The sequence below is a fragment of the Acinetobacter sp. SW-226 genome, from assembly GCF_055632855.1.
This window is the reverse complement of sequence record NZ_CM145752.1, coordinates 549,859-573,037: the sequence shown is the minus strand read 5'-3', so window position 1 is coordinate 573,037 and position 23,179 is coordinate 549,859. Positions and strand designations below refer to the sequence as shown.

The window sequence follows — 23,179 nt, the reverse complement described above, 5'->3', positions numbered from 1 at the left end:
CTGCTGCACAGCTTTACTACATTTTCTAGTATTGCCCACTTTGGAAGCAAAATTCGAAACGAAAAACGAAATGAGACATTTATAGATCATAAAAAAAGCCCGACATCCTGTCGGGCTTTTTTCGTATCACTTAGCTAGGTATAACTCCTGTCGTACCTCACATCCTCGTGCTGAACTTATTATTTTTGTTTTATGTTTTGGAACTTCCTGTTCTCTATGACTGCATCATATAAAAAATCTTGGGGCTGACCTAGACGCAATCCGCTTGAATAGTTGTAAGCCAAAACGTACATAAAAAATAAGCTTAATTAGACTTACCCCCAAAATTATCCGCAGAAATTGTGGATAGTTTTCAGTATGACCGCAGCTGAACCTTACTCATTCAATTTAGTTTTTGAGTACTTAAAAAGCAACTTGATAACCCACTGTTTCAATCTGTTGGAAATATAACCACTCTTTTCTCAATTTTGCCTATTTAATTATCTATACATATCAATCCGAAAAGATGAAGTATGAGAGTCGCTCACTCTCCACCCAAGTTAATCCAAAAGCTATGGTGAACCTCATACGAAGCCCCTCTGAGATTGAATGAAATCTAGGTCATTTAGCTGCTCAGTTGCTTATTTAAAAGTATCGTTGGAGAGTTTGGCCCGCATTTTTACCACCAAGCCCTGAATGACACACATGACCCGTGGAATGCATCACTGATTTGAATACAGACTCATCGACTTTGTCTAAAACAGACGTAAAAGTAAAAGGACACACTAAAACATTATTTAAAATCCTTATAATTTAACAATGAATCAGAATCCTAAACGATCAAAAGCCCAATAAAAAAGGACTCATATTGAGTCCTTTTCAACATCATCACCTGCGCTTTAACTCTTCTTCGGCTTCAATGTTTTAAATAAAACAAAGAGCACGAGGATCCAGACAGGAAGCATCAACACGGAAAGCATAAAACCTTGATTCCACATGATATATAAAATCATCAGCATGAACGCTAAAACAAAATAATTGCTAAACGGTGCAAACAGCGCTGGAAACTTGGTTTGAATGCCCTGTTTTTTCATACTCTGTCTAAATTTAAGATGGATCAAACTGATCATCATCCAATTCAACACCGCCGCACTAACCACAATATAAATCAGATAGCTGAGCGCTTTTTCAGGTAAGAAGTAATTTAACAGCACACAACCGAAAATCAGTAATGCTGAAAATAAAACCGCCGCAATTGGTGTCCCTTGTCGATTCACCTGCTTAAAAACTTGCGGGGCATTGCCCTGTTCGGCCAGACCTAATAGCATGCGACTATTGGCATACATGCCACTATTACAAACAGAAACTGATGCAGTCAGAATAATAAAATTGAGTAAATGCGCTGCCCAATCAATGCCCATTTGCTTAAAAATAAGCACAAATGGACTTTTATCTAGCCCACCCAAATCCAATTGATTCCAAGGTACCAAAGACAAAAGAATCGCCAGCGAGCAAATATAGAATAGGAAAACCCGAATCACCGTTTGATTGACGGCTTTTGGAATGTTCTTTTCAGGATCTTCGGTTTCCGCAGCCGCCATACTGATCAGCTCAATGCCGCCAAAGGCAAACATCATAAAGGCCAACATATAAAACAAGCCTTCAAAGCCATGTGGGAAAAACCCGCCATGTACCCATAAGTTCGTGACGGATGCGGTTGAACCGACATCAGCCGTCAACAGCAAATAAACCCCAAAGATGATCATGGCGATAATCGCCACAACTTTAATCATCGACAGCCAAAACTCAGACTCCGCATACAGTTTGACATTGGCAAGATTGGCCAGGGTGATCACCACAAAAAACACCAGCACCGAGACCCACGCAGGAATATGTGGCCACCAGTAGTTCACATATTTACCAATCGCGGTCAGCTCAGTCATTACCACCAAGATATACAGCACCCAGTAGTTCCAGCCCGTTAAAAAGCCTGAAAACCGCCCCCAATATTTAAAGGCAAAGTAGCTGAATGAACCCGTCACTGGCTCATGCACAATCATTTCACCGAGCTGTCGCATAATTAAAAATGCAATCAAACCGCCAATCATATAACCCAAAATAATCGATGGGCCAGCAGATTCAATAATATGTGCTGAACCTAAGAACAGTCCTGTACCAATTGCACCACCCATGGCGATCAATTGAATATGGCGGTTCTTTAAACGGCGCTGAAGTTTAGGCGTCTCGCTGCTCAAAACACATGCTCATCTGATAAAAAAGTGAATTGTACCGCTTGCACAGACGATCAACCAGTCTTGTCCTTTAAAATCGCTGATTGTCCCGTCTCGCTTTAGCAATTTCGCATTCAAACTGACTGTCATTTTTGCTTACTCCCTCCCCTGAATGCATAAAAAAGCGGATAAGCCTAAGACTTATCCGCTTTTTTATTGTTTAGACAACTGAATTAATCTTCAGGATATTCAAAACGGTAACCTACACCATATACTGCCTGAACCCATTCATGACGGTTGCCTGTTTCAGCTGCATCCGAAATCTTACGACGTAAGTTCTTAATATGACTATCAATCACACGGTCAGCCACTTCAAAGCTGTCTGGGTTGATATGATCTAGCAACTGTGCACGTGAATAGACTTGCCCCACATGCTCTAAAAACAACTCCAGTAAACGAAACTCGGTCGGTGTTAGGTTTAAAGGCTTTTGTTGATACCAAATGCGTTGCTGCGCTTTATCCATACGGAATAAAGACTGATCTTCAGGCTCAGCCTTGCGCTCTAAACGGCGTAACACGGCTTGGACACGCGCCACTAATTCTTTCGGGCTAAAGGGCTTACACACATAGTCGTCTGCCCCCATGTTCAAGCCAAGCACGCGGTCAATTTCTTCGGTACGTGCGGTAACCATAATGATCGGTAAATCCGACTGTTCGCGGACTTTACGGCAAATGGTTAAACCATCCATACGCGGCACCATCAAGTCTAAAATCATGAGACTCGGTTTACGCTGCGTAAAGCTATCAAATGCGTCCTGACCATCGTGAAACATACTGACTTCAAAGCCCGCTGCTTCAAGATAATCGCGGACCAATTGTGCAAGTTCTACTTCATCTTCAACCAGCATAATATGTTTCATACATACTTCCTTTTGTGTTTCATTTTTTTGGGAACGTTAACTTGCAACGTAAACCACCCAAAGGCGAATGATCAAAGCTCAATTCGCCACCTAAAGCTTGCGCCAGTTTAGCAGATAAAGCCAAACCTAAACCCGTACCACCTGTGCTCCGCGTCCGCGAGTCATCTACACGGTAAAAACGCTCACCGAGTCGTGCCAACTGTTCGTCACTTAAACCATAAGGGCTGTCATCAACGTAGACTGTCCAATCTGTTGCAGATTGTTCAGTATGAATACGAACCTGTCCACCGGCTTCAGTATAACGAATACTATTGCCCAACAAATTGACCATGATTTGCTTAAAGCGGTCAATATCAAGTTGTAACTCAGCCCCCTCACCTTCAACACTGATGCTTAAATGAGCTTGTTCAAATTTGGGCTTAAAGTTTTCCACTTCTTGCTCAATCACCGCCCATGGATTTACGCTTGCAAAATAACAGTTTAATTGCTGCGCTTCAGCTTGTGCTAAGTCTGCCAAATCATGAGTCAGCTTTTTCAAACTGGTCACTTGACGTAACATCGAGGCAAAATGCTCAGGCGTTGGTTTTCGGATACCGTCTTGCATCGCTTCAATCTGCGCTTGTAACACTGCCAACGGTGTTTTCAACTCATGCGAAGTATCCGACACCCATTGACGACGTGAAATTTCATGCTGATCTAAAATCACCGCCAATTGGTTGAGCTCATTGGACAAATCACCCAGCTCATCGTTTCGATTCACTTTAACTTGATGCTGAAAATTACCTTTCGTCAGTTCACGTGTACCATTTAAAAGTCGCTGAATCGGTTGTTTAAAATACGTTGCCAATAATAATGAAACAATCAAACTGGCAAAAACAGTTAAACCATAAGCCAATAATAAATAACGTTTCTGATTGCTAAAAAAGTTAATACTCAGTGCATCATCTTGATCAAGCACGGGTTTTAGGCCCAAATACCCGACTATTTTTTCATCCACAATTATGGGGCGATATGAAACTTGGTCTGAAGATGGCTCACCAACAACGAATTGTTGTTTGGCGTCATATAAAGATAAACGTGAGCTCAAACCTAAACGGTCTGGCATTGAGATAAATTGCTTTTTCTGATTTTCCTTTGGTGGTGCTTTGCCGTCTTTGCGTTCAGGGGGGCGAAATGCATTTTCATTCGACCTCAATGGAAATTTAAGCCCTTCAAAAGGTTGATATTCTGACGGTAAATTAAGCTCTAACCATTTCAATTCATCTTGATCAAGTAATGGTTTTCCTTGATCAGCTTTAGCCAAAGTTGGCGGGAGATTCGCAAAAGTATGTTCTTCAAAATAACGCTGCTGTAACGCAATATCATATTGCCGTCTTAACCACCAATGCGAGAGCCGGTCATAATCGTCAGGATCCGCTTTACCTTCAATCTGTAAAATCTGTGCTTGAATGGCATTGCCCCAATCATGATAAGTGCTATACACACCTGCCAAGTTGTCAATCAAATGATCAAGCTTTTGCATTTCCACATCTGCAACGTATTTAGCAAAATTCTTTTGCATCGTCCAATGTAACACGCCCAAACTCACCGTGGTAATCACCAACGTGGTCAGCAAGACGGTCAGGAATAAGCGTAAGGCAATCGGTACGCGACGAATTTTCAAAACACATATCTCAGTTTTTTCTTCTCATTTCGTATTGTATAGAACACTGTGCTAAAAAACTCTCCATTGTTTCTACATCATTATTACTTAATCTTTAATCATCAAAAATCACCTGCTCTTTATTGGGGAATTACACATGAATAAGATGACAAAAATTGCTTTAGCCACTGCCAGTATTTTATCTGTAGGCGCATTGACTGCCTGTCAATCAACCCAGCCTCCAAAAGATATGGACCAACCTCAACGCATGCATGGTCATGACAAGAACGACCGTCGAATGTCCCCTGAACAACGCGAGCAATTTAAAGAAATGCGCGCTGAACATAAACAAGTCATGCAAGACATGAAAAAAGCATGTGATGGCAAGGCAGTAGGTACAGCGGTACAAATTAAAGCAGGTGAACAAAACTTAGATGGTACCTGCGCCATTTCATTTAAACCAAACCGTGATGAAATGAAACGTGGCGAACGTCCACCAATGGAAGATGATCATGCTGGACAGGCACCTATGCAAGGTGATCGTGGTGAGTTCCGTGGCATGCATATGCAACACGGTGAGCCATTAACCGATGCAAAACGTGCTGAACTGACCAAACAATATGCTCAGCGTTTAGCTGAACGTCAAGCGCGCCAAGAAGCTATGGCTAAAGCTTGCCAAGGCCAACCAGATGGTAAATCTGTTCAAATAAAAGTTGGTATGCAGACCGTGGATGGTAAATGTATGGTTCACTTCCAACCAAAACCACCCGTTCCAGCTCCAAATCAAGCATCTTAAAAAGATAGTTTCAGTTCAAAGGCGCATTCTGCGCCTTTTTTCTTGGACATAACTTTTTACGCTTTTTGACTATTTATGTCATGCTAGAACAGCCAACACTGTTTACACTCAACCCACTTAGCGATTTTAAATAATATTTGTTTGACTTTACAGTCACCAAGAAAAGCCCCTGAAACGCTTGTACCAAATTAGAAGATGTTGCACGATTGAACCATTCCAACACGTGTCAATGAAGACACGTTTTTATGTTTATTAGGATTATAAGCTGGTTAAACCAGTATTGAGGAAAACGAGATGCCACAATACAAAGCGCCCTTACGTGATATGCAATTCGTACTGCATGAGTTACTTAACGCAGAAGAACATTATTCTAAACTGCCTGCATTTCAGGAAACCGTAAGCCGTGAATTGGTTGACCAATACTTAGACGCAGTTGCAGATTTCTGTGAAAACGAATTATCTCCAATCAACCAAAGCGGTGACCGTGAAGGTTGTACATGGAACGATGGCGTTGTTACCACGCCAACAGGCTTTAAAGAAGCGTATCAGAAATATATCGAATTAGGCTTCCCATCTCTTTCTGCTGAAGAGCAATATGGCGGTCAAGGTCTACCAGTTTCTTTAGGTAACGTGATTTCTGAAATGGTCGGTACTGCGAACTGGGCTTGGGGTATGTACCCTGGTCTTTCTCATGGTGCAGTACGTACTTTAGAACACCACGGTTCAGCTGAGCAAAAAGATGCGTACTTACCAAACCTTGTTTCAGGTGTTTGGACAGGTACCATGTGCTTAACTGAATCCCATGCAGGTTCTGACTTGGGTATTATCCGTACCAAGGCTGAACCACAGGCAGATGGTAGCTATGCAATCACAGGCGAGAAAATCTTTATCTCTGCGGGTGAGCACGACATGGCGGAGAACATTGTTCACATCGTCCTTGCTCGTCTTCCTGGTGCGCCTAAAGGTACCAAAGGTATTTCGTTATTCATCGTACCGAAGTTCAATCTAAATGCAGACGGTTCTGTCGGTGAACGTAACGCAGTACGTTGTGGTTCAATCGAACACAAAATGGGGATCCATGGTAACTCAACTTGCGTGATCAACTTTGATAACGCAAAAGGCTTCCTGATTGGACCTGAAAACCGTGGCTTAAACTGCATGTTTACCTTCATGAACACTGCTCGTATTGGTACAGCAGTTCAAGGTTTATCGGCATCTGAAGGTTCATTCCAAGGTGCGCTTGCTTATGCAAAAGACCGTTTAGCAATGCGTTCACTGACTGGCCCTAAAGCCCCAGAAAAAGAAGCAGACCCTATCATTGTTCACCCTGCTGTACGTAACATGCTTTTAACACAAAAAGCATTTGCTGAAGGTGGTCGTGCACTGGTTTACTTATTGTCTCTACATGCAGACGTGGTTGAGCAAGGTGCGACAGAAGAAGAACGTAAATACTCTGACAACATCTTGTCTCTACTGACTCCAATTGCAAAAGCATTCTTAACTGAAACAGGTTCAGAGTCTGCAAAACACGGTGTTCAAGTGTTTGGTGGTCACGGCTTTATTTCAGAGCATGGTATGGAACAAATCGTTCGTGATACACGTATTGCGTGTCTATACGAAGGAACAACAGAAATCCAAGCATTAGACTTATTAGGTCGTAAAGTTTTGGGTACTCAAGGTGCAATGTTGAAAGACTTCACTAAGATTGTTCACAAATTCTGCGAAGCGAACAAAGACAATGCTGCAATGCAAGAATTTGTTGAACCACTTGCTGCACTGAACAAAGAGTGGGGTGACCTCACGATGCAAATTGGTATGAAAGCAATGCAAAACCCAAATGAAGTGGGTGCTGCAGCAGTCGATTACCTCTACTTCTCTGGTTATGTCACCCTTGCTTACCTATGGGCACGTATGGCACTTGTGGCTCAAGAAACACTTGCTGCTGGGACAACTGAAGTTGACTTCTATAACGCGAAAGTTACTACAGCTCGCTTCTACTTCAAGAAGATTCTTCCACGTGTTCGCTCACACGTTGACGTGATTGCTGGTGGTGTAGAACCGTTACTCGCATTAGATGCAGAACATTTTGCATTCTAAGCTGAATATCTCAGTTGATATTTGAAATGTTGTACTCTTGAGTACAGAAATAGAGAAAGGACGGTCATAGCTTTGACGGTCCTTTTTCTTTATAAATAGAGCGTTATTTCGCTTGGGTCATCTAACAACATCCACCGTTGTCCATTAAGCTGTCCTAAGTCTACAGAGATTCAAACAATAAACAGGTGAACGAACATGCCAATTTATAATGCCCCACTTGCGGATATGAAGTTTATCCTCAATGACGTTTTCAATGCTGAACAGTTCTGGCAGTCTAATGAAAATCTTGCTCATGTAGACAGCGCAACGGCTGAAGCGATCCTCGAAGAAATGGCTAAATTTGCGCAGAACGTTACCCTGCCTTTAAACCGTACAGGTGATGAAGAAGGTGCAACTTATAGCAATGGTGCAGTCACCACACCTGCTGGTTTTAAAGAAGCATTTAAACAATATGCTGAAGGCGGTTGGATTGGCTTAGCAGCTGATGAAGAATGGGGCGGTCAAGGCATGCCTAAAATGCTGACCGTTCTTGCAGATGAAATGCTGTTCGCAACCAACCCATCATTCATGCTCTATCCGCTACTTTCTGTTGGTGCTGGTATGGCACTGAACAGCTATGCCTCTCAAGAGCAAAAAGAAACGTATTTACCTAAAATTTACTCAGGTGAATGGTCTGGAACAATGTGCTTAACGGAGCCACATGCAGGTACAGATCTAGGCATTATCAAAACTAAAGCTGAACGTAACGAAGACGGCACCTATAACATTACAGGGACTAAAATCTTCATTACTGGCGGTGACCACGACTTAGCTGAAAACATCATTCACTTGGTTCTAGCGAAAACACCAGATGCACCTGCGGGTTCACGTGGTATTTCATTATTCATCGTACCTAAATTCTTGGTGAATGCAGATGGTTCTGTCGGTGAACGTAATGCAGCAGGCCCAGGTTCAATTGAACATAAAATGGGGATCAAAGCGTCTGCGACTTGTGTGATGAACTTTGACGGTGCCAAGGGTTTCTTGGTCGGTAAAGAAAATGAAGGCCTTGCGGCGATGTTCGTGATGATGAACTACGAACGTTTGTCGATGGGTATCCAAGGTTTAGGTGCATCTGAATTTGCTTACCAAAATGCTGCCCAATACGCAACAGACCGCCTACAAGGCCGTAGTGCATCAGGTGTTCAATCACCTGCTAAGCTTGCAGACAGCATTCTTGTGCATGGTGACGTTCGTCGTATGTTGCTGAATGCACGTGCGAACAACGAAGCATCGCGTGCCTTTGCTGTCTATGTCGGTCAACAACTTGATATCACCAAGTTCTCAACAGACCCTGAAGCTGTGAAAGCAGCCAATGACCGTGTGGCACTGCTAACTCCAATTGCAAAAGCCTATTTAACAGATACTGCTTTTAATGCAGTGATTGATTCACAAATGGTCTTCGGTGGTCATGGTTATATTCGTGAATGGGGCATGGAGCAATGTGTACGTGACTTACGTATTGCACAAATCTACGAAGGTACGAACGGTGTTCAGTCTCAAGATTTAATTGGTCGTAAAACCATTAAATGTGGTGGTGCATTTATCGCAGACTACATTTCTGAAATCCGTGACTTTGCTAACAGCTTAGATGCGGACCTAAACTTCATTAAAGATGCAACACTCGATGCAGCAACTGAAGTGGAAGAAGTAACCAAGTATATTCTTGAACGTGCTGCTGAAAGTGCAGAGTTTCCAAATGCTGCAGCAGTGGATTACTTACATGCAGTCGGCTTACTTAGCTTTGCTTATATGTTTGCAAAAATTGCCAATGCGGCCAAAGCCAAAGATGGTGATTTCTATCAAAACAAATTGGCGCTTGCGGCTTACTTTACACAGCGTATTTTGCCTGAAATCGACTTACGTATTGCAAAAGTAAAAGCGGGTGCAGAAGTTATCATGAACTTCTCTGAAGACTACTTCACCAACCAAGCTTAATTAGTTTAAACACGATAAAAAACGCCTGACCAGTCAGGCGTTTTTTTTAACGTCAGCTTTTTATAATCAACTTCTCGTCATTTGCATGAAATTTGCATATGATTCAATATAATATCTGCAAAGTATGAGGAGGCTAGCATGACCAACCGTGATCCTAAAATAGAGAAAATTGAAACCCTCCTCGATAAATTAGGCAATACTGCAGTAGAAAGTTTTCACTATGTGGCTTTATTTATTATTGGCTGTATGGTGATTTGGTCGGCTGGTCATACTGTTTATGAGATCCTAACCGTTAAACAGTACGCCTCGATTGATGATATTTTACTGTTATTCATCTACTTAGAGCTGGGTGCAATGGTCGGTATCTACTTTAAAACCAACCACATGCCTGTTCGTTTCTTAATTTATATTGCGATCACTGCCCTCACTCGGCTACTCATTTCGGACATCCAACACGACCACAAAGCCGATATGGATTTAGTCATTATCACAGGCTCAATATTAATTATGGCTCTTGCCATTCTGGTGGTTCGTTATGCGTCATGGAATTATCCTTCGGTGATTCGGGATAAACATGCCGACAAACCCTTAGCTGAAGGCAAAACACCACGTCCACAAGATGATGAACTCGCTTAATTTTTATTGACCACTAAAAAACCCTCCGTCTAAACAACGGAGGGTTTTTAGTATCAATCAAAGATTCATTTATTTTGAATCTGGCTCTAAAGCGTAGCGTCCATTTTCAAAAATCCAGTGCATGCCTTCAGGTGGGTCTGGTAGCCCTAAACGTCGCCAATCGGTAATCAATACATAATCACGACTTTCAATGCTGGAATCACCATCCCCATACACATAGCTATTGGTTTCCTGACTATAAGTTGAATAACTAGGTGCTCGATAAATAATACTCACACCTGGTCGCATCGGATACCCGCCATGAGGAGGATGGTGCGGAGGTGGTCTGTGCTGAGGAGGCTCAATTGGAGGCGGTGATGTAGGTCGCGTGGTTAAACCCTGATAAGGCCCCGCATAAGTTGGAAAACGTTGCGTTTGCGAAGTCAGCGGTTTTCCATAATAACGCGTCACTGGTTGAGCAAAACTCAGTGCAGGAAATAAGCTGAGTAAACTTATTCCATAGATTATTTTTAAATATTTCATCATCTTCCTCCACTGAGGTGAATATTATTATTTTAAACCAATTTAATGGATAAAAAATGTACAAAATGTCGATTTTAGATCATTGCTGGTTATCGTCGCTATAAGGTGACAAACTGGATTTCTTTGAAAATCAAAAATCACAGGAGTTTTCAGTTTATACTTAGCCTTAGTTTATAATTGTATTGGATGATCACGCCGTGGCTGAATTAAGTTTTGATCGACTCTATGAATATTTTTGCAAAGTTCCCAGTATTCAAAAAAATCTGATTGATGCTTATGGTACAGATGGAAAAAGTGCGTGGTGGTTTAAGTTCCAAATTGATGTAGATCATCCTTTGGCATGGCAAACCGTGCAAGAACTTGGGCATGTGTTGAACTATATTTCTAAAAATGAGCGCCTCCCGACACAGTTTTTACCTGTCTCACCTCCACCGTACATGAATGGTGAAGCCAAGCAATTCTTAGCATGGGTCATTCAGTGTAACCACGCTGACTTTCCACCCGATGTGATTTGTGACTGGTTAGAAGCACGTCTGCCAAGTCCAGTAGAAGATGCTGAAAAATGGAAAATCAAAACCGATCTACATGAACTCGATAAGATGACCGATAAAGATTTGGATCAAATCATCCCGCCCAATCCTGAGCAGTAAAATCTTAAAAATTAAATCTCCCTCAATCCCTCTTTAAAAAGAGGGATTTTTCATCTTGCACAATATAGGAGAAGTACCGCTTTTCATGAAACGGCAAGAAATGGAAAAAGGAATTCGAAATTAAAACGTCGACAAACCACTCCACTCCATAAAGCGGTATAGCCCATATTTGAGTTTTGACTCATCTTTATATTGCTCATAGTCCACACTCATTTGACGACCATTTAAGTTCGACCATGCCCCATCAAAATATTGCTGAGCATCTGTAAACACCGCTGCTTTAGACTGACCAATCACACGTAAATTAGTCTCCAAGTTATAATTTTTCAAATTACGTGCAGTAAAATTCGCTGAACCCAAAATGAGCTCTGCTTCTTGCGCATGGCGTTTTAAAACCATTTTGCTATGACACTGTTCCCCTTGAGTATTACACCAACGCACTGTAATACCGGCATCGTTAAGCTCAGACGCAACTTGGCGGTTGGGGATTCCATTCTTTTGACGACCAAATGCATCTTTATTGGGATCGAGTAAAATCCGAAGTTTAACGCCACGGTTCTGTGCATCTTTTAAAGCATTGATAATTTGACGCTCAGACAAATAGAACATCGCCAAATCAATCTGATCATTGGCTTTTGCGTTATTCAACAAGTTGAGTGTTGCATCTAGGATTGCTTTTTCAGTCAGCACTTGAACTTGAGGCTGGGATGGACTGGCTTCAAACTCCCCCATAATCACCATCGGTACATCGCCCTGAGACATGTGAGCCACAGTTTGCTCTGTTTTCAAGACATCAATTGCGGTATTGCCTGTCACCAACAGCGCTACATTGGAATGTCGCGAACTGCCATCATGCGGATTCGCAGATGTCACCAAGGTCTTCCAACCTTGTGCGGTATCGACCACTAAAGTTTTGCGATGATTGGCTTTAAAATTAAATAGGTTTAAATAGCTGCGTAGCGTAATTTTTCCATCCCCAAATGGATTGCCTAACCAACCACCATCGGGATTATTGCCTGCATTTTGACAACAGATATACCAAAAACCTGACCAAACAGGGTTAGAAGCACGGAGCGGACGTAAATCAGTTTCGATCACATCCACACCCGCCTGACGCAGTTTACGGTAATGCTCAGGTAAGAGCCCGCCATAGACTGAGTTAATCGGGTCAGTGATGACTTTGATTTCAATATTCGGATGCAAGCTACGCTTGACAATCAATGCATCGGTCAACTGACGAGTCAACGCCCGTTGTGATACTTGAGATGTACCCACTTCATCATTAAATAAGAACATATCCAGCACAATCGTGGTTTGTGCATCTTCAATCAACTTAAACACTTCGTTGAAAATATGGTGATCTTGTTGCTGTTTACCTTGTGCATCAATATAGGTTTGATCTGCAATAAATTTGACATCGGCATGACGTAACTTGCCAGTATAGTCCAACCCATCAGGCAGTGGTTTAACAGTATGATAAACCGCTGAGCTTAAGTAAGTTAGAGCCAGCAAGCCCACCACGACACCAACGTAACGAGTCGCAGTCCAGTTGAGCTTTTGATGTAATTTTCGAAAGATACGCATAACAAAAAACCTAGTCCAATATGCTCAGACTAGGTTTTATTGTTTGATTTTTCAAGAGGATTTCTGTTGTCGATGTTTTGGCAACCTCTCCACAAAGGAGAGGAAGCACCTCTTCTTTACGGAAAAGGTTGGGTTGAAGCTTGAAGTAGCATTTTAGAAACTAAAGTCGAGCCCAACTGTGAAGTTACGCCCCACTTGTGGAATGGTCGATAGGAATGAAGCATGCGAATAAACCGTCTCATCCAAGAGGTTATTGGCTTTGAAATACACACGATAATCATTGCCCTGCATATATTGACCATTATACGCCAAGCCAAGATTTACCATGTTATAGCCCGCAGTTTCCGTTTCATAGCTTGCAATTCGATCTTGCTCAAATACATGGTAATACTCTGCCGTACCCGACCACGTATCACTAAAGTTTGCATTCACTTTGGTGCCTAAACGACCAGCAGGCACTCGCGGAGCATTTTCATTGTCAATTTTGCCACGTACATAGTCACCAAACACGCTCATCTTATACACATCATTGATGGCATAAGACGCTTCTGCTTCAGTCCCATAAAAACGCGCTTTGTCTTGGGTGTAGTCTACTAGACGGAAGTTTTCATAACGGTCAGTGGTTTGTGCATAAATATAGTTGTCATACCAGTTGTGGTAGACATGCACGTGATAATCAACTTTATCCGTGTCGTAATGGAAACCTAACTCCAAGTTATTGGATTTTTCAACATCGAGATTTTCATTACCACGTTCATAGGTATTGGTCGCTAGGTGGTTACCATCAGCATAAAGCTCTTGCGCTAAAGGTAAACGCTCTTGATGAGATCCAACCAAAGATAGTTTATAGTTGGGTGCAAACATCCAATTCACAGCACCCGAATAAGATACGCCATAATCATCATAGTCTTTTCGATCAGACTCAATATCAATGGTCTGCTGATCGACACGCGCACCGAATTCAAAATGGAAGTCCTTCCACTGCTTATGTTCTAAACCAAATACGCTCCATTTTTGCGTCTTGGTTGGGTCTAAAATAGACTCTTCACCAGTGATATCTAATTTTTGTTGATTGTACTGTACGCCAACCACACCTTCCCAATCTGCAATTGGCTGATGCACCAACTCTAAACGCGCATCATAACCCTTACTTTTAAAGGTGGTTGCAACACTATCGCCTTCAATTTCATCATGTTGATAATCAGTATAACTGGCATGAGCACGTAGTTTATCGAACCCTACAAACGGATTTAAGACTTCTGTACGGAAATCATAACGTTCTGACTTTAAGTCAACCCAAGGCCCTGCCTCGTGTTCTTCATGATCATGGTCATGCCCATCGGCACCACAATGTAAATGGTCATCGTGCGGATGACAGCTTTCATATTCATGATTATGCCCCGGTAGACCATATTGATCTTGACGATTGGTATAGGCGATACCCGCAAAACCGCGCTCCCCAATCCATGAACCCCCTATACTGACAGTTTCACCTTTGGCAAAGGTATTTCCAACACGGCGTTCTTTTTCGAGTTCACCCTCATGCTCATGGTAGTAGTTCGGGGCAATATAGTCATTTGCTTCACGCTTTGAACCCTCAACCCGTAGAGCAAACTGACTTCCCAACGCAACAGTCGCCCCAGCACTTGCCAATTTTTCGTCGCTACCCGTGTTATAACGTAACCCTGCCGTACCTTCGATACCCTTTTCAGGCATGCTTGTTGGAATTTTTTGGTCGGTCACATTAACCAAACCACCCACAGTGCCTGCACTATACAATAGGGTTGAAGGACCACGAATGATTTCAACTTGTTTCGCCAAAATCGGATCAACCGTCACGGCATGGTCCGGCGATAAAGCCGAGACATCAGCAGTTTCTGAGGCGTGTTGTAAGACCTTCACTCGTGGGCCATCTTGACCACGAATCACTGGTCGGCTTGAACCTGAACCATATTGATTTGAATACACCCCCAACTCATCTGCCAAAGCATCTCCAATGGTTGGTGCACGTTCTTTTAATGTTTTTTGCTCGATCACCTGATCGGCGACTGCAAAGTCTGCCGCTGTTTGTACCAAAGGATGGGCTTGACTGGTCAACGTTTCTAGTTGTGTTGTTGCTTCCTCTGCAAAAACCCCTGGTGCGACGACAGTAAAAATAGAAAGCGTAATCAAATTTTTATGAAAAGACATGGAACTGACTCAAGTTACAAGTTTTGAATATTGTTATAATATAACATTCCATTTTTATTGCAATAAAAAACATTTCTATTTTAAAAAGCAGTTAAACTGAATCATAAATTTTAAGTCTATGTAATTTAAGACATAACAATGCCCTTTACCATTTCACATGCTGTTCTCGCACCTCCCTTAGCCAAACTCAGTGGTGACCGATTGCCAGTTGCGGCGATTGCCATTGGTTGCATGACTCCCGATTTGTATCGACTGTTTACGCAGACCAATTCAAATATCACCCACTATTGGACGTCACTGATTCACCCTGATCTTTGGATTGGACTCAGTTTTTGTATTTTATGGTATGTGCTATTACGGCCCTGTTTTTATCGTTTTGTGGGCATTCAGCATGAGCTTAGGCTCGACAGTGCAATGCGTATTTTTAAATTTTTAACAGGCACCATTCTGGCAGTACTTCTCGGTACGGCCACGCATTTATTCTGGGATGGACTCACTCATGCCGACTTCCGAACCTTATTTTTTCAGAACTTTTTAAGCCAGAATGTTGCACTGCTAGGACACCCATTCCCACTACACCGTATTTTACAAATTGGGACATCGGCGTTGGCTCTGCCTTTGTTGGCATGGATGAGTTGGCGTTATTACCAAACATACCAGCAACATTTTCCTGTCAGTTTAAAAATCAGGCGCTTTGCCATTGGGCTGTTCATATTCAGCCTTTTGGGTGGTCTAGTGAGTGTTTGGGACTATGCGCGTTATATCCCTACGCAAGTTTGGCAGTCAGACCTATATTATTTTACTGGGCGGAGTATCAATGAATTTAGCCGAGTCGCTTTACTGATATTGATCTTTGGCTGCATTCTGTTTTTATTTTTAGATCGTGATCGCCGTTTAGGCTAAGTTTGCAGCAAGACTGGCAAGCAATTTTATACCTTTTTTAAGCTATACCTTGAGACTAGGTGTCCAAAGAGGCATAATCCTACCTTTATTTCTGGCGGTACGCTGTTTACGTATTCGCTACCTTTAGCCATATAGTTGGATTTTTAACGCCATGATGCGAACTCATTACTGCGGTTCTTTAACCGAAGCTCAAATTGATGAAACAGTAACCCTCTGCGGTTGGGTACACCGTCGCCGTGACCACGGTGGTGTCATCTTCCTTGATATGCGTGACCGTGACGGTCTTGTGCAAGTGGTTATTGACCCTGACACTCCTGAAGCATTCGCAACTGCGGACAAAGTACGTTCAGAATTCGTATTAAAAATTACAGGCCGTGTGCGTCGCCGTTATGCAGGCACAGAAAATGCCAATATGGTGAGCGGTCAAATCGAAGTTTTGGGCAAAGAAATCGAAGTTCTTGCGGCATCTGAAACACCTCCATTCCCATTGAATGATGACAACACCAATATTTCTGAAGAAATTCGTTTGAAATACCGTTTCTTGGACATCCGTCGTCCTGAAATGTTAGATCGTTTACGTTTCCGTTCTAAGCTAACCAACCTCATTCGTAACTATTTCGAAGACAATGGTTTCTTAGACGTTGAAACCCCGATTTTAACCCGTGCAACACCTGAAGGTGCACGTGACTACTTAGTGCCAAGCCGTGTATCTAATGGTAGCTTCTATGCACTTCCACAGTCACCACAATTATTCAAACAATTGTTAATGGTGGGTGGTATTGACCGTTACTACCAGATCGCAAAATGTTTCCGTGATGAAGACTTACGTGCAGACCGTCAGCCTGAATTCACCCAAATCGACGTTGAAACATCGTTCATGAGTGACGATGACATCATGGATTTAATGGAAACGTTGACAGTTAAGATGTTCAAAGAACTGCTTGATGTTCAATTCGATAAATTCCCACGCATGACCTATACAGATGCTATGCGTGACTATGCATCGGACAAACCAGACCTACGTATTCCGTTGAAATTGGTTGACGTTGCAGACCTGATGCAAGAAGTTGAATTTAAAGTATTCGCAGGTCCTGCTAAAGATCCTAAAGGCCGTATCGTTGCATTACGTGTTCCGGGTGCAGCTTCTTTACCACGTAGCCAAATTGATGAATACACGAAATTTGTCGGCATCTACGGTGCGAAAGGTTTAGCCTACATTAAAGTAAACGAGCTTGAAAAAGGCATCGAAGGTTTACAATCTCCAATCGTGAAATTCATCGAGCCGATCGTGCTTGATCTATTGAAACGTGTGGGTGCAGAAAATGGCGATATCGTGTTCTTCGGTGCAGACAAAGCTAAAGTTGTCAACGATGCCATGGGTGCTTTACGTATTAAAGTCGGTCATGACTTGAAGATGTCAACTTGCGAGTGGGCACCGCTTTGGGTGGTTGACTTCCCAATGTTTGAAGAAACCGATGATGGCAAATGGACCTCTGTTCACCATCCATTCACACTGCCTAAATCAAGCGTTGAAGATGTGAAGAACAACCCAGGTGCTGCGCTTTCTGTGGCTTATGACATGGTGTTAAACGGTACTGAAATTGGTGGCGGTTCGCTACGTATTCATAACCTAGAAATGCAAAAAGCAATCTTTGAAGCTTTGGGTATTGGTGAAGAAGAAGCCGAAGAGAAATTCAGTTTCTTACTCAACGCATTACGTTACGGTGCTCCTCCGCATGGTGGTTTGGCATTCGGTCTAGACCGTTTAGTCATGCTCATGACAGGTGGTGCTTCTATTCGTGATGTGATTGCATTCCCGAAAACAAAAACTGCTGAATGTCCATTAACTCAAGCGCCTGCACCAGTTGAATCAAACCAACTACGTGATTTGGGTATTCGTTTACGTGAAAAACCAAAAGCTGAAGAAACTAAATAATCTTTAGATTATGATTAAAAAACCCTGCCATGTGCAGGGTTTTTTTATTTAAGACAAGGCAGTCTCCTCCCCCCTAGATCCGATTTTTCGCTTCAAATTTTCCAAAATTTCCTTTGAACTTTTGATCTATCGCACTTACAGTGGGTCACGATAGTCTATATTTTATTGCAGCAGTTCTGGCACTAAAGCATTCTGTTGATTTATTCATTTATTTTGTTCTTAAGACGCTCATCTTTTTTTGATTTTATCTATCTTAGATTTTTAAGTTTCTTTGCAAAATTTTCTCTCATCACATCTTTTGCATAAGATTTCTGAGTTTAAATATGGCTATGTATTATTTACTTAAAAGCATTTCAATTTTGCCATTACCCTTTCTACAATACATCGCTCGCGGAATTGCACACCTTCTTTATTATAGTGATTCTTCAATCAAACGTATTACCAGCATCAATCTGCAATTGGCCTACCCTAAACTCGCTCCAACAACACGCCAGAAACGCGTTCATCTCAGCATTCAAAGCCAATGTCAGACCTATATTGAATTTTTAAAATGCTGGGGCATGTCACCCCAATACAGCCTAGATTTACTCAAAAATATTCACGGAGAATCTGTCCTCACAGAGGCTTTAGCCAATAAAAAAGGCGTGATTGTGGTTGTTCCGCATTTCGGCTGTTGGGAACTGTTAAATGCATGGTTAAACGTCTATACACAACCCATGATCATGTATAAACCCTATAAAACGAAGGGAGTGAACCGCTATATTTTAGAAGCACGCCAGAAGTTTAATGCGACGCTTGTGCCTACTGATGAAACAGGGATCCGCAGTATCTTCAAACACTTAAAACAAGGTGGCCTCACCGTAATCTTACCCGATCATCTGCCAAAACCGAGTGGCGGTATTTATTCATATTTTTTCCAACAACATACATTATCCGCAACTCTTGTCTCAAAAATGGCCGCCAAAACGCAATGTAATGTGATTGGATTAAGTTGTATTCGTAATACGGATGCAACGGGTTTTAATGTGTACTGTACTAAGTTATCTCAGGAGATTTTATCGAAAGACCTACAGCAGTCTGTGGACTGTTTAAACCTTGCCATGCAAGACATGATTAACCAAGCACCTGAACAATACATTTGGTCCTATAGACGTTTTAGAAATTGTGCAGGCAAGATCAATGCGTATAAAAAGTTGCCACCCGTATAAATGCTATAGAGCAAGACATGATCCAAACAGGACGATAAGATAAAATCAAAATTATTTAGTTTAGGCTTGATTGGCATACTTTTATTTATTTGAGATCAATTCTCAGCAATGGCATAATAGCGTCCTGTTTTATATCAGTTGTGAGCAAGCAAATGGCTATGCGTCCTGAAGTCCGTCGTCGCGGTATTGTGCTAATTGTTTTTGCTATCGCGCAATGGTTGTTCATGCGTTACATACTAGACAATCAATTGTTTAATTTAACAACCTATAATCGGATTGTCTTTTTCTGTGTAAGTAGTCTTGCAGGTGCTTTTGTGATTTTTGTCGGCCTAATTTATATGGTCTTGAAAGGCAATGCGGATAAACCACAGTAATCATATTACGACTCTAAATACACTTTTTGTTGATGATCAAGCTAGCAATTATGTATAGCAACAGTGCCGCTAAGGCGGTACCTATTGCTTTTTTTGCAGCATAAAAAACATGTATTCGCAAACCAAAGAAACTTTAATTTACCTGTAGTTCTTGGTTTAACTAAATCACCTATTACCCAATCATGGCTGATTATGCTAATTACACATAAACTGATCACAAGAAAATACTCCCAAGCATGATCTTATTTAGTCAGATTCTCAGTTAAATTTAGAGTACAGCCTAGAGAAATATCCAATAAATATAAACTGTTTTAAGAAGCGTTGCCCCCTCAGCCGTCGTATAAATAGGCCTAAAAATAGATTGAGACCCGTATGAGACAGACATCATGACCAACAAAATAATCTTAGTGATGCCCAGCCATAGTAATTTTGCGACAGCTATTCAGAAAAATTTAGAATTCCATAACTTTGAAGTCAAATTCATTAATAGCTCACCTGAAAATATCCAAAAAATTAAACTTTCACGATGGATGAATATCTACACGCTTTTCCGAAAATTATTCTTGGCTGATTTTTCATATAAGGATAAAGCAAAAGATGCCATCAAACAGCGAATCATTGCCGAAGAAATTTCCAAGGCTTTACAGAATAATACCTTTGATTATGTACTCGTCATACGTCCAGACTTAATTGATAATCAACATTTAGAATTATTAAAAGCAGGTTCGAATCACCATTTTATTGGCTACCAATGGAATGGCATAGAACGCTTCCCTAAAACATTATTATCTGTTGATTTATTTGACCATTTTTTTGTATTTGACCCAGAAGATTTATCAAATCCAAACTACAGTAGTTACAAATTTCAAGGTTGTACCAATTTCTATTTTGATGTGTACCCTCCAAAACCCAAATTACACACAGGTACTGTTGCCTACTTTGTAGGTCTACATTTTGACGACCGCTCTCAACCAATTGATCATTGTGCAAAAGCGCTTATTGAGCATGGTATTACTTTAGATTTCAATATTAAATTTCGCTATGGTGATCAAGCAGATGCGCAAACGCAATATCACACTTCAGAAATAAAATTTATCAGCCAAAATATTGACTATGAGGATAACCTTCAACATATTAATCAAGCAGATATATTGGTAGATGTAGTCAATCCAGTGCATAAAGGATTATCTTTCCGCACCTTTGAAGCACTGTATTATCAAAAAAAATTAATCACCAACAATGCGCAAATACGCAATTATGATTTTTACCATCCCAACAACATTCTGATTTGGGATGGTAAAAATTTAGATACATTGAAAGACTTTTTAGACAGTCCTTATGTCGCTGTAGATCCACAAATTCGTGAGAAATACAGCTTTGGCAACTGGATCAGGTATATTTTAAAAAAGGCTCCCTACCAGCAGATCCAACTCCCTCTACAGCAGCCCTCAACACCATTTACATGAGGTCTTGAAGTTCAAGCTGTATATCAATTCCCAATTGCTTTGCCCGTGCGTTAACAACCGCGTGACGCATCAAAATTTTTCGTGTGCTTTTTGCTAAAGTGGTTGAGCGCATAAACCAACGGTAGAACGCATTTCTACGCTGATATTTTTGCACCCAACGCATGTCTCTACTCGCCTGTAATTGTTCGATAATCGGTTCAACCGTATCCCCGTATGCTTTACGTGATGTGTCAAAAATAAAGTTATACTCGGGCGGTAGCTTTTTGAGTGTAACGCGTTTTTCTTCGACCCATGCATCCAGTAATTCCTGCAATACAACCTGATCCCAACGATCAGGCTCAGCCAACTGTCTTTTTTCCCATTCATCAACCAATAGACGTGCATTTGGGGTATCGTTGATAAACAACGTGGCACTAATTAAACGATTATTATGAATATAGTGCACCGCAATATCTTCTGTGATTGATTCAAAATAAGGTCGAATATCTTCGAGAATAATCGCATCGGCATCTATATACAAAATCGGCCCTTGTAGCTCATGCCGAACTTTTGCAATATAACATGGCTTAAAAGCAATAATTTTTTGCCAATCATCTTTGGAAAAGCTTTGAAAATGTACATCTATACCAAATTTATTTGCCGAGCATTTTAAAATATTCGCATGCTTCGTATATAACTTATCGTTCGTATGGAAACCAAAAACTGTTAACATTACCGATCCTGTAAAACCTGAAAAACACTCAAGGCTATTTTATATTTAATTACAAATACTTAAATCTATAAATCATCGAACACTTATACTTAAAATTTAACGTATAAATGCAAAAATTACAGAGAAAGTACTTCTATTCTCACTCAAAATATTCCGCCAAAATCATAAAATACAATGATGACCAAACTCAATCTAAGGAAGATCTCTAACTCATATCCAATATATTAGTTGAACCCACCAAACTCATCAATTTAAAGCGACCAATCACATCATATATCTCTAGCGGCACCGCATTCAGCAAGACACTATTTGCAAAAAACTACTACGCAGAACTAGCTTTTAGCACTTATAATCCTATTATAGTTATAGCGATGACTTTGTATTAAAATCTAATTATATAAAACGGTGTGTAAGATGACTCAAACAATTCAAGTATTTGTAGGTTGTGATCCCAATAATTGTGACTTAGAACAAATGATGGTTCTTGAATATAGTCTTCGTAAGCACACTTCGCATCCGGTAAATATTACTTGGATGCAACTGAGTCATGACACAAATAGTCCTTGGTACACCAATCAGGAGACTGGTGAGGGATGGCGTACTGAAAAATGGGCTACTCCTTTTTCTGGTTTCCGTTGGGCCATTCCTGAATCGTGTAACTTCGAAGGTCGCGCAATTTACATGGATGCCGACGTCATTGTACTTTGTGATATTGCAGAGCTTTGGTCTCATTCAATGCAGGACGATGCCATTGTTATCGCTAAGGGCGGCAAAAGCTCAGCACGTCTATGTACTTGTGTATGGGATTGCGAAAAAGCCAAACAATATCTTCCTGCATTGAAAGACATTCAAGCCAATCCAGATGCACATAAGAATTTAATGCGCCTTCTAAAAGAAAAACCAAATCTCGTACAACCTTATCAAGATTCTTACAATAATATTGATGGCGAAGGGATGTCGATTGAACAGATCAAAATTCTACATTACTCAGATATGGGCACGCAGTTCAGTCATAAGTATTCATTACCTCGTCTTGAAGCAACAGGCCAAAAGCACTGGTTTGATGGTGAAATCATGCCTCACCCTCGGGCAGATTTAATAGCACTTTTTGATCAATATTATGACGAAGCGCTAGCTGCTGGATACAAACCAGAACAATATATGATTGAACCTTTTGGCGCTTTTACCAAAGCAACTCAAGCCAACTATCACGGCAATAAAATTACACGCCCAGGGCAGAAAGAATCTTGGTTCACTCAAAAGCTCAATAAATTAAAGTCTAAACTCAGTGGCAACAAATTTAGACTAGATGACTAAAGCTTAAAGTGACTGCTTTAGTCACAACTTAGCCTATTT

The 23,179-nt window shown here is 41.2% G+C and carries 18 protein-coding genes; 11 read left to right on the top strand and 7 right to left on the bottom strand.

All coding sequences use genetic code 11. From position 1 onward, the window contains the following. Positions 1-878 precede the first annotated feature (878 nt). The 3 genes from ACZ8ZH_RS02760 to baeS all read right to left on the bottom strand — a co-directional run bounded on the left by ACZ8ZH_RS02760 (position 879) and on the right by baeS (position 4,793). Positions 879-2,234, bottom strand: coding sequence for an amino acid permease (locus ACZ8ZH_RS02760; RefSeq protein WP_119064662.1), 1,356 nt, complete (start codon positions 2,232-2,234; stop codon positions 879-881). Positions 2,235-2,443: 209 nt separating this feature from the next. Further along, complete coding sequence (locus ACZ8ZH_RS02755) at positions 2,444-3,130, bottom strand: response regulator (RefSeq protein WP_004983596.1); 687 nt, start codon at positions 3,128-3,130, stop codon at positions 2,444-2,446. Positions 3,131-3,149: 19 nt separating this feature from the next. Further along, positions 3,150-4,793: a sensor histidine kinase efflux regulator BaeS gene (baeS, locus tag ACZ8ZH_RS02750; RefSeq protein ID WP_086210417.1), complete on the bottom strand. Its 1,644-nt coding sequence runs from the start codon at positions 4,791-4,793 to the stop codon at positions 3,150-3,152. 136 nt (positions 4,794-4,929) lie between these two features. Here baeS and ACZ8ZH_RS02745 point away from each other — a divergent pair, with 136 nt between their 5' ends. The 4 genes from ACZ8ZH_RS02745 to ACZ8ZH_RS02730 all read left to right on the top strand — a co-directional run bounded on the left by ACZ8ZH_RS02745 (position 4,930) and on the right by ACZ8ZH_RS02730 (position 10,278). Then, complete coding sequence (locus ACZ8ZH_RS02745; protein WP_470247840.1) at positions 4,930-5,568, top strand: hypothetical protein; 639 nt, start codon at positions 4,930-4,932, stop codon at positions 5,566-5,568. Positions 5,569-5,862: 294 nt separating this feature from the next. Then, entirely contained in the window at positions 5,863-7,665 is a 1,803-nt protein-coding gene (locus ACZ8ZH_RS02740; RefSeq protein WP_470247839.1) for an acyl-CoA dehydrogenase C-terminal domain-containing protein, read from the top strand. Positions 7,666-7,860: 195 nt separating this feature from the next. Then, positions 7,861-9,642, top strand: a complete 1,782-nt coding sequence (locus ACZ8ZH_RS02735; protein ID WP_470247838.1) for an acyl-CoA dehydrogenase C-terminal domain-containing protein — start codon at positions 7,861-7,863, stop codon at positions 9,640-9,642. Between the two features lie 138 nt (positions 9,643-9,780). Continuing rightward, entirely contained in the window at positions 9,781-10,278 is a 498-nt protein-coding gene (locus ACZ8ZH_RS02730; protein WP_110974673.1) for a phosphate-starvation-inducible protein PsiE, read from the top strand. Between the two features lie 69 nt (positions 10,279-10,347). Here ACZ8ZH_RS02730 and ACZ8ZH_RS02725 read toward each other — a convergent pair whose 3' ends face one another. Further along, positions 10,348-10,803 carry an RcnB family protein gene (locus tag ACZ8ZH_RS02725; protein ID WP_228156976.1) on the bottom strand — a complete coding sequence of 152 codons (456 nt, stop codon included), beginning with the start codon at positions 10,801-10,803 and terminating at the stop codon, positions 10,348-10,350. Positions 10,804-10,997: 194 nt separating this feature from the next. Here ACZ8ZH_RS02725 and ACZ8ZH_RS02720 point away from each other — a divergent pair, with 194 nt between their 5' ends. Beyond that, positions 10,998-11,450 (top strand): hypothetical protein, encoded by a 453-nt coding sequence (locus tag ACZ8ZH_RS02720; protein WP_110974671.1) that lies wholly within the window; start codon positions 10,998-11,000, stop codon positions 11,448-11,450. A gap of 120 nt (positions 11,451-11,570) precedes the next feature. On the opposite strand, the gene ACZ8ZH_RS02715 is transcribed toward ACZ8ZH_RS02720, so the two are convergent. Further along, complete coding sequence (locus ACZ8ZH_RS02715; protein WP_086210424.1) at positions 11,571-13,034, bottom strand: phospholipase D family protein; 1,464 nt, start codon at positions 13,032-13,034, stop codon at positions 11,571-11,573. 153 nt (positions 13,035-13,187) lie between these two features. Then, positions 13,188-15,224: a zinc piracy TonB-dependent receptor ZnuD gene (znuD, locus tag ACZ8ZH_RS02710; RefSeq protein WP_119064665.1), complete on the bottom strand. Its 2,037-nt coding sequence runs from the start codon at positions 15,222-15,224 to the stop codon at positions 13,188-13,190. A 138-nt stretch (positions 15,225-15,362) separates the two neighbouring features. Here znuD and ACZ8ZH_RS02705 point away from each other — a divergent pair, with 138 nt between their 5' ends. From ACZ8ZH_RS02705 to ACZ8ZH_RS02685, 5 genes are all read left to right on the top strand, one after another. Further along, complete coding sequence (locus tag ACZ8ZH_RS02705) at positions 15,363-16,127, top strand: DUF4184 family protein (protein WP_119064667.1); 765 nt, start codon at positions 15,363-15,365, stop codon at positions 16,125-16,127. A gap of 151 nt (positions 16,128-16,278) precedes the next feature. Beyond that, positions 16,279-18,063, top strand: coding sequence for an aspartate--tRNA ligase (gene aspS / locus ACZ8ZH_RS02700; protein WP_119064669.1), 1,785 nt, complete (start codon positions 16,279-16,281; stop codon positions 18,061-18,063). A gap of 323 nt (positions 18,064-18,386) precedes the next feature. Then, entirely contained in the window at positions 18,387-19,271 is an 885-nt protein-coding gene (locus tag ACZ8ZH_RS02695; protein ID WP_119064671.1) for a lysophospholipid acyltransferase family protein, read from the top strand. 152 nt (positions 19,272-19,423) lie between these two features. Then, positions 19,424-19,645: a hypothetical protein gene (locus ACZ8ZH_RS02690; protein WP_119064673.1), complete on the top strand. Its 222-nt coding sequence runs from the start codon at positions 19,424-19,426 to the stop codon at positions 19,643-19,645. Between the two features lie 386 nt (positions 19,646-20,031). Then, positions 20,032-21,111, top strand: a complete 1,080-nt coding sequence (locus ACZ8ZH_RS02685; protein ID WP_228199456.1) for a WaaS/CpsH family glycosyltransferase — start codon at positions 20,032-20,034, stop codon at positions 21,109-21,111. On the opposite strand, the gene ACZ8ZH_RS02680 is transcribed toward ACZ8ZH_RS02685, so the two are convergent. Beyond that, positions 21,104-21,823, bottom strand: coding sequence for a putative nucleotide-diphospho-sugar transferase (locus ACZ8ZH_RS02680; RefSeq protein WP_119064677.1), 720 nt, complete (start codon positions 21,821-21,823; stop codon positions 21,104-21,106). The genes ACZ8ZH_RS02685 and ACZ8ZH_RS02680 overlap by 8 nt on opposite strands. A 414-nt stretch (positions 21,824-22,237) precedes the next feature. Between ACZ8ZH_RS02680 and ACZ8ZH_RS02675 the strand changes: the two genes are divergently transcribed. Continuing rightward, on the top strand, positions 22,238-23,140 hold the full coding sequence (locus tag ACZ8ZH_RS02675) for a glycosyl transferase (RefSeq protein ID WP_119064679.1): 903 nt from the start codon (positions 22,238-22,240) through the stop codon (positions 23,138-23,140). The last annotated feature ends 39 nt before the right edge of the window (positions 23,141-23,179 follow it).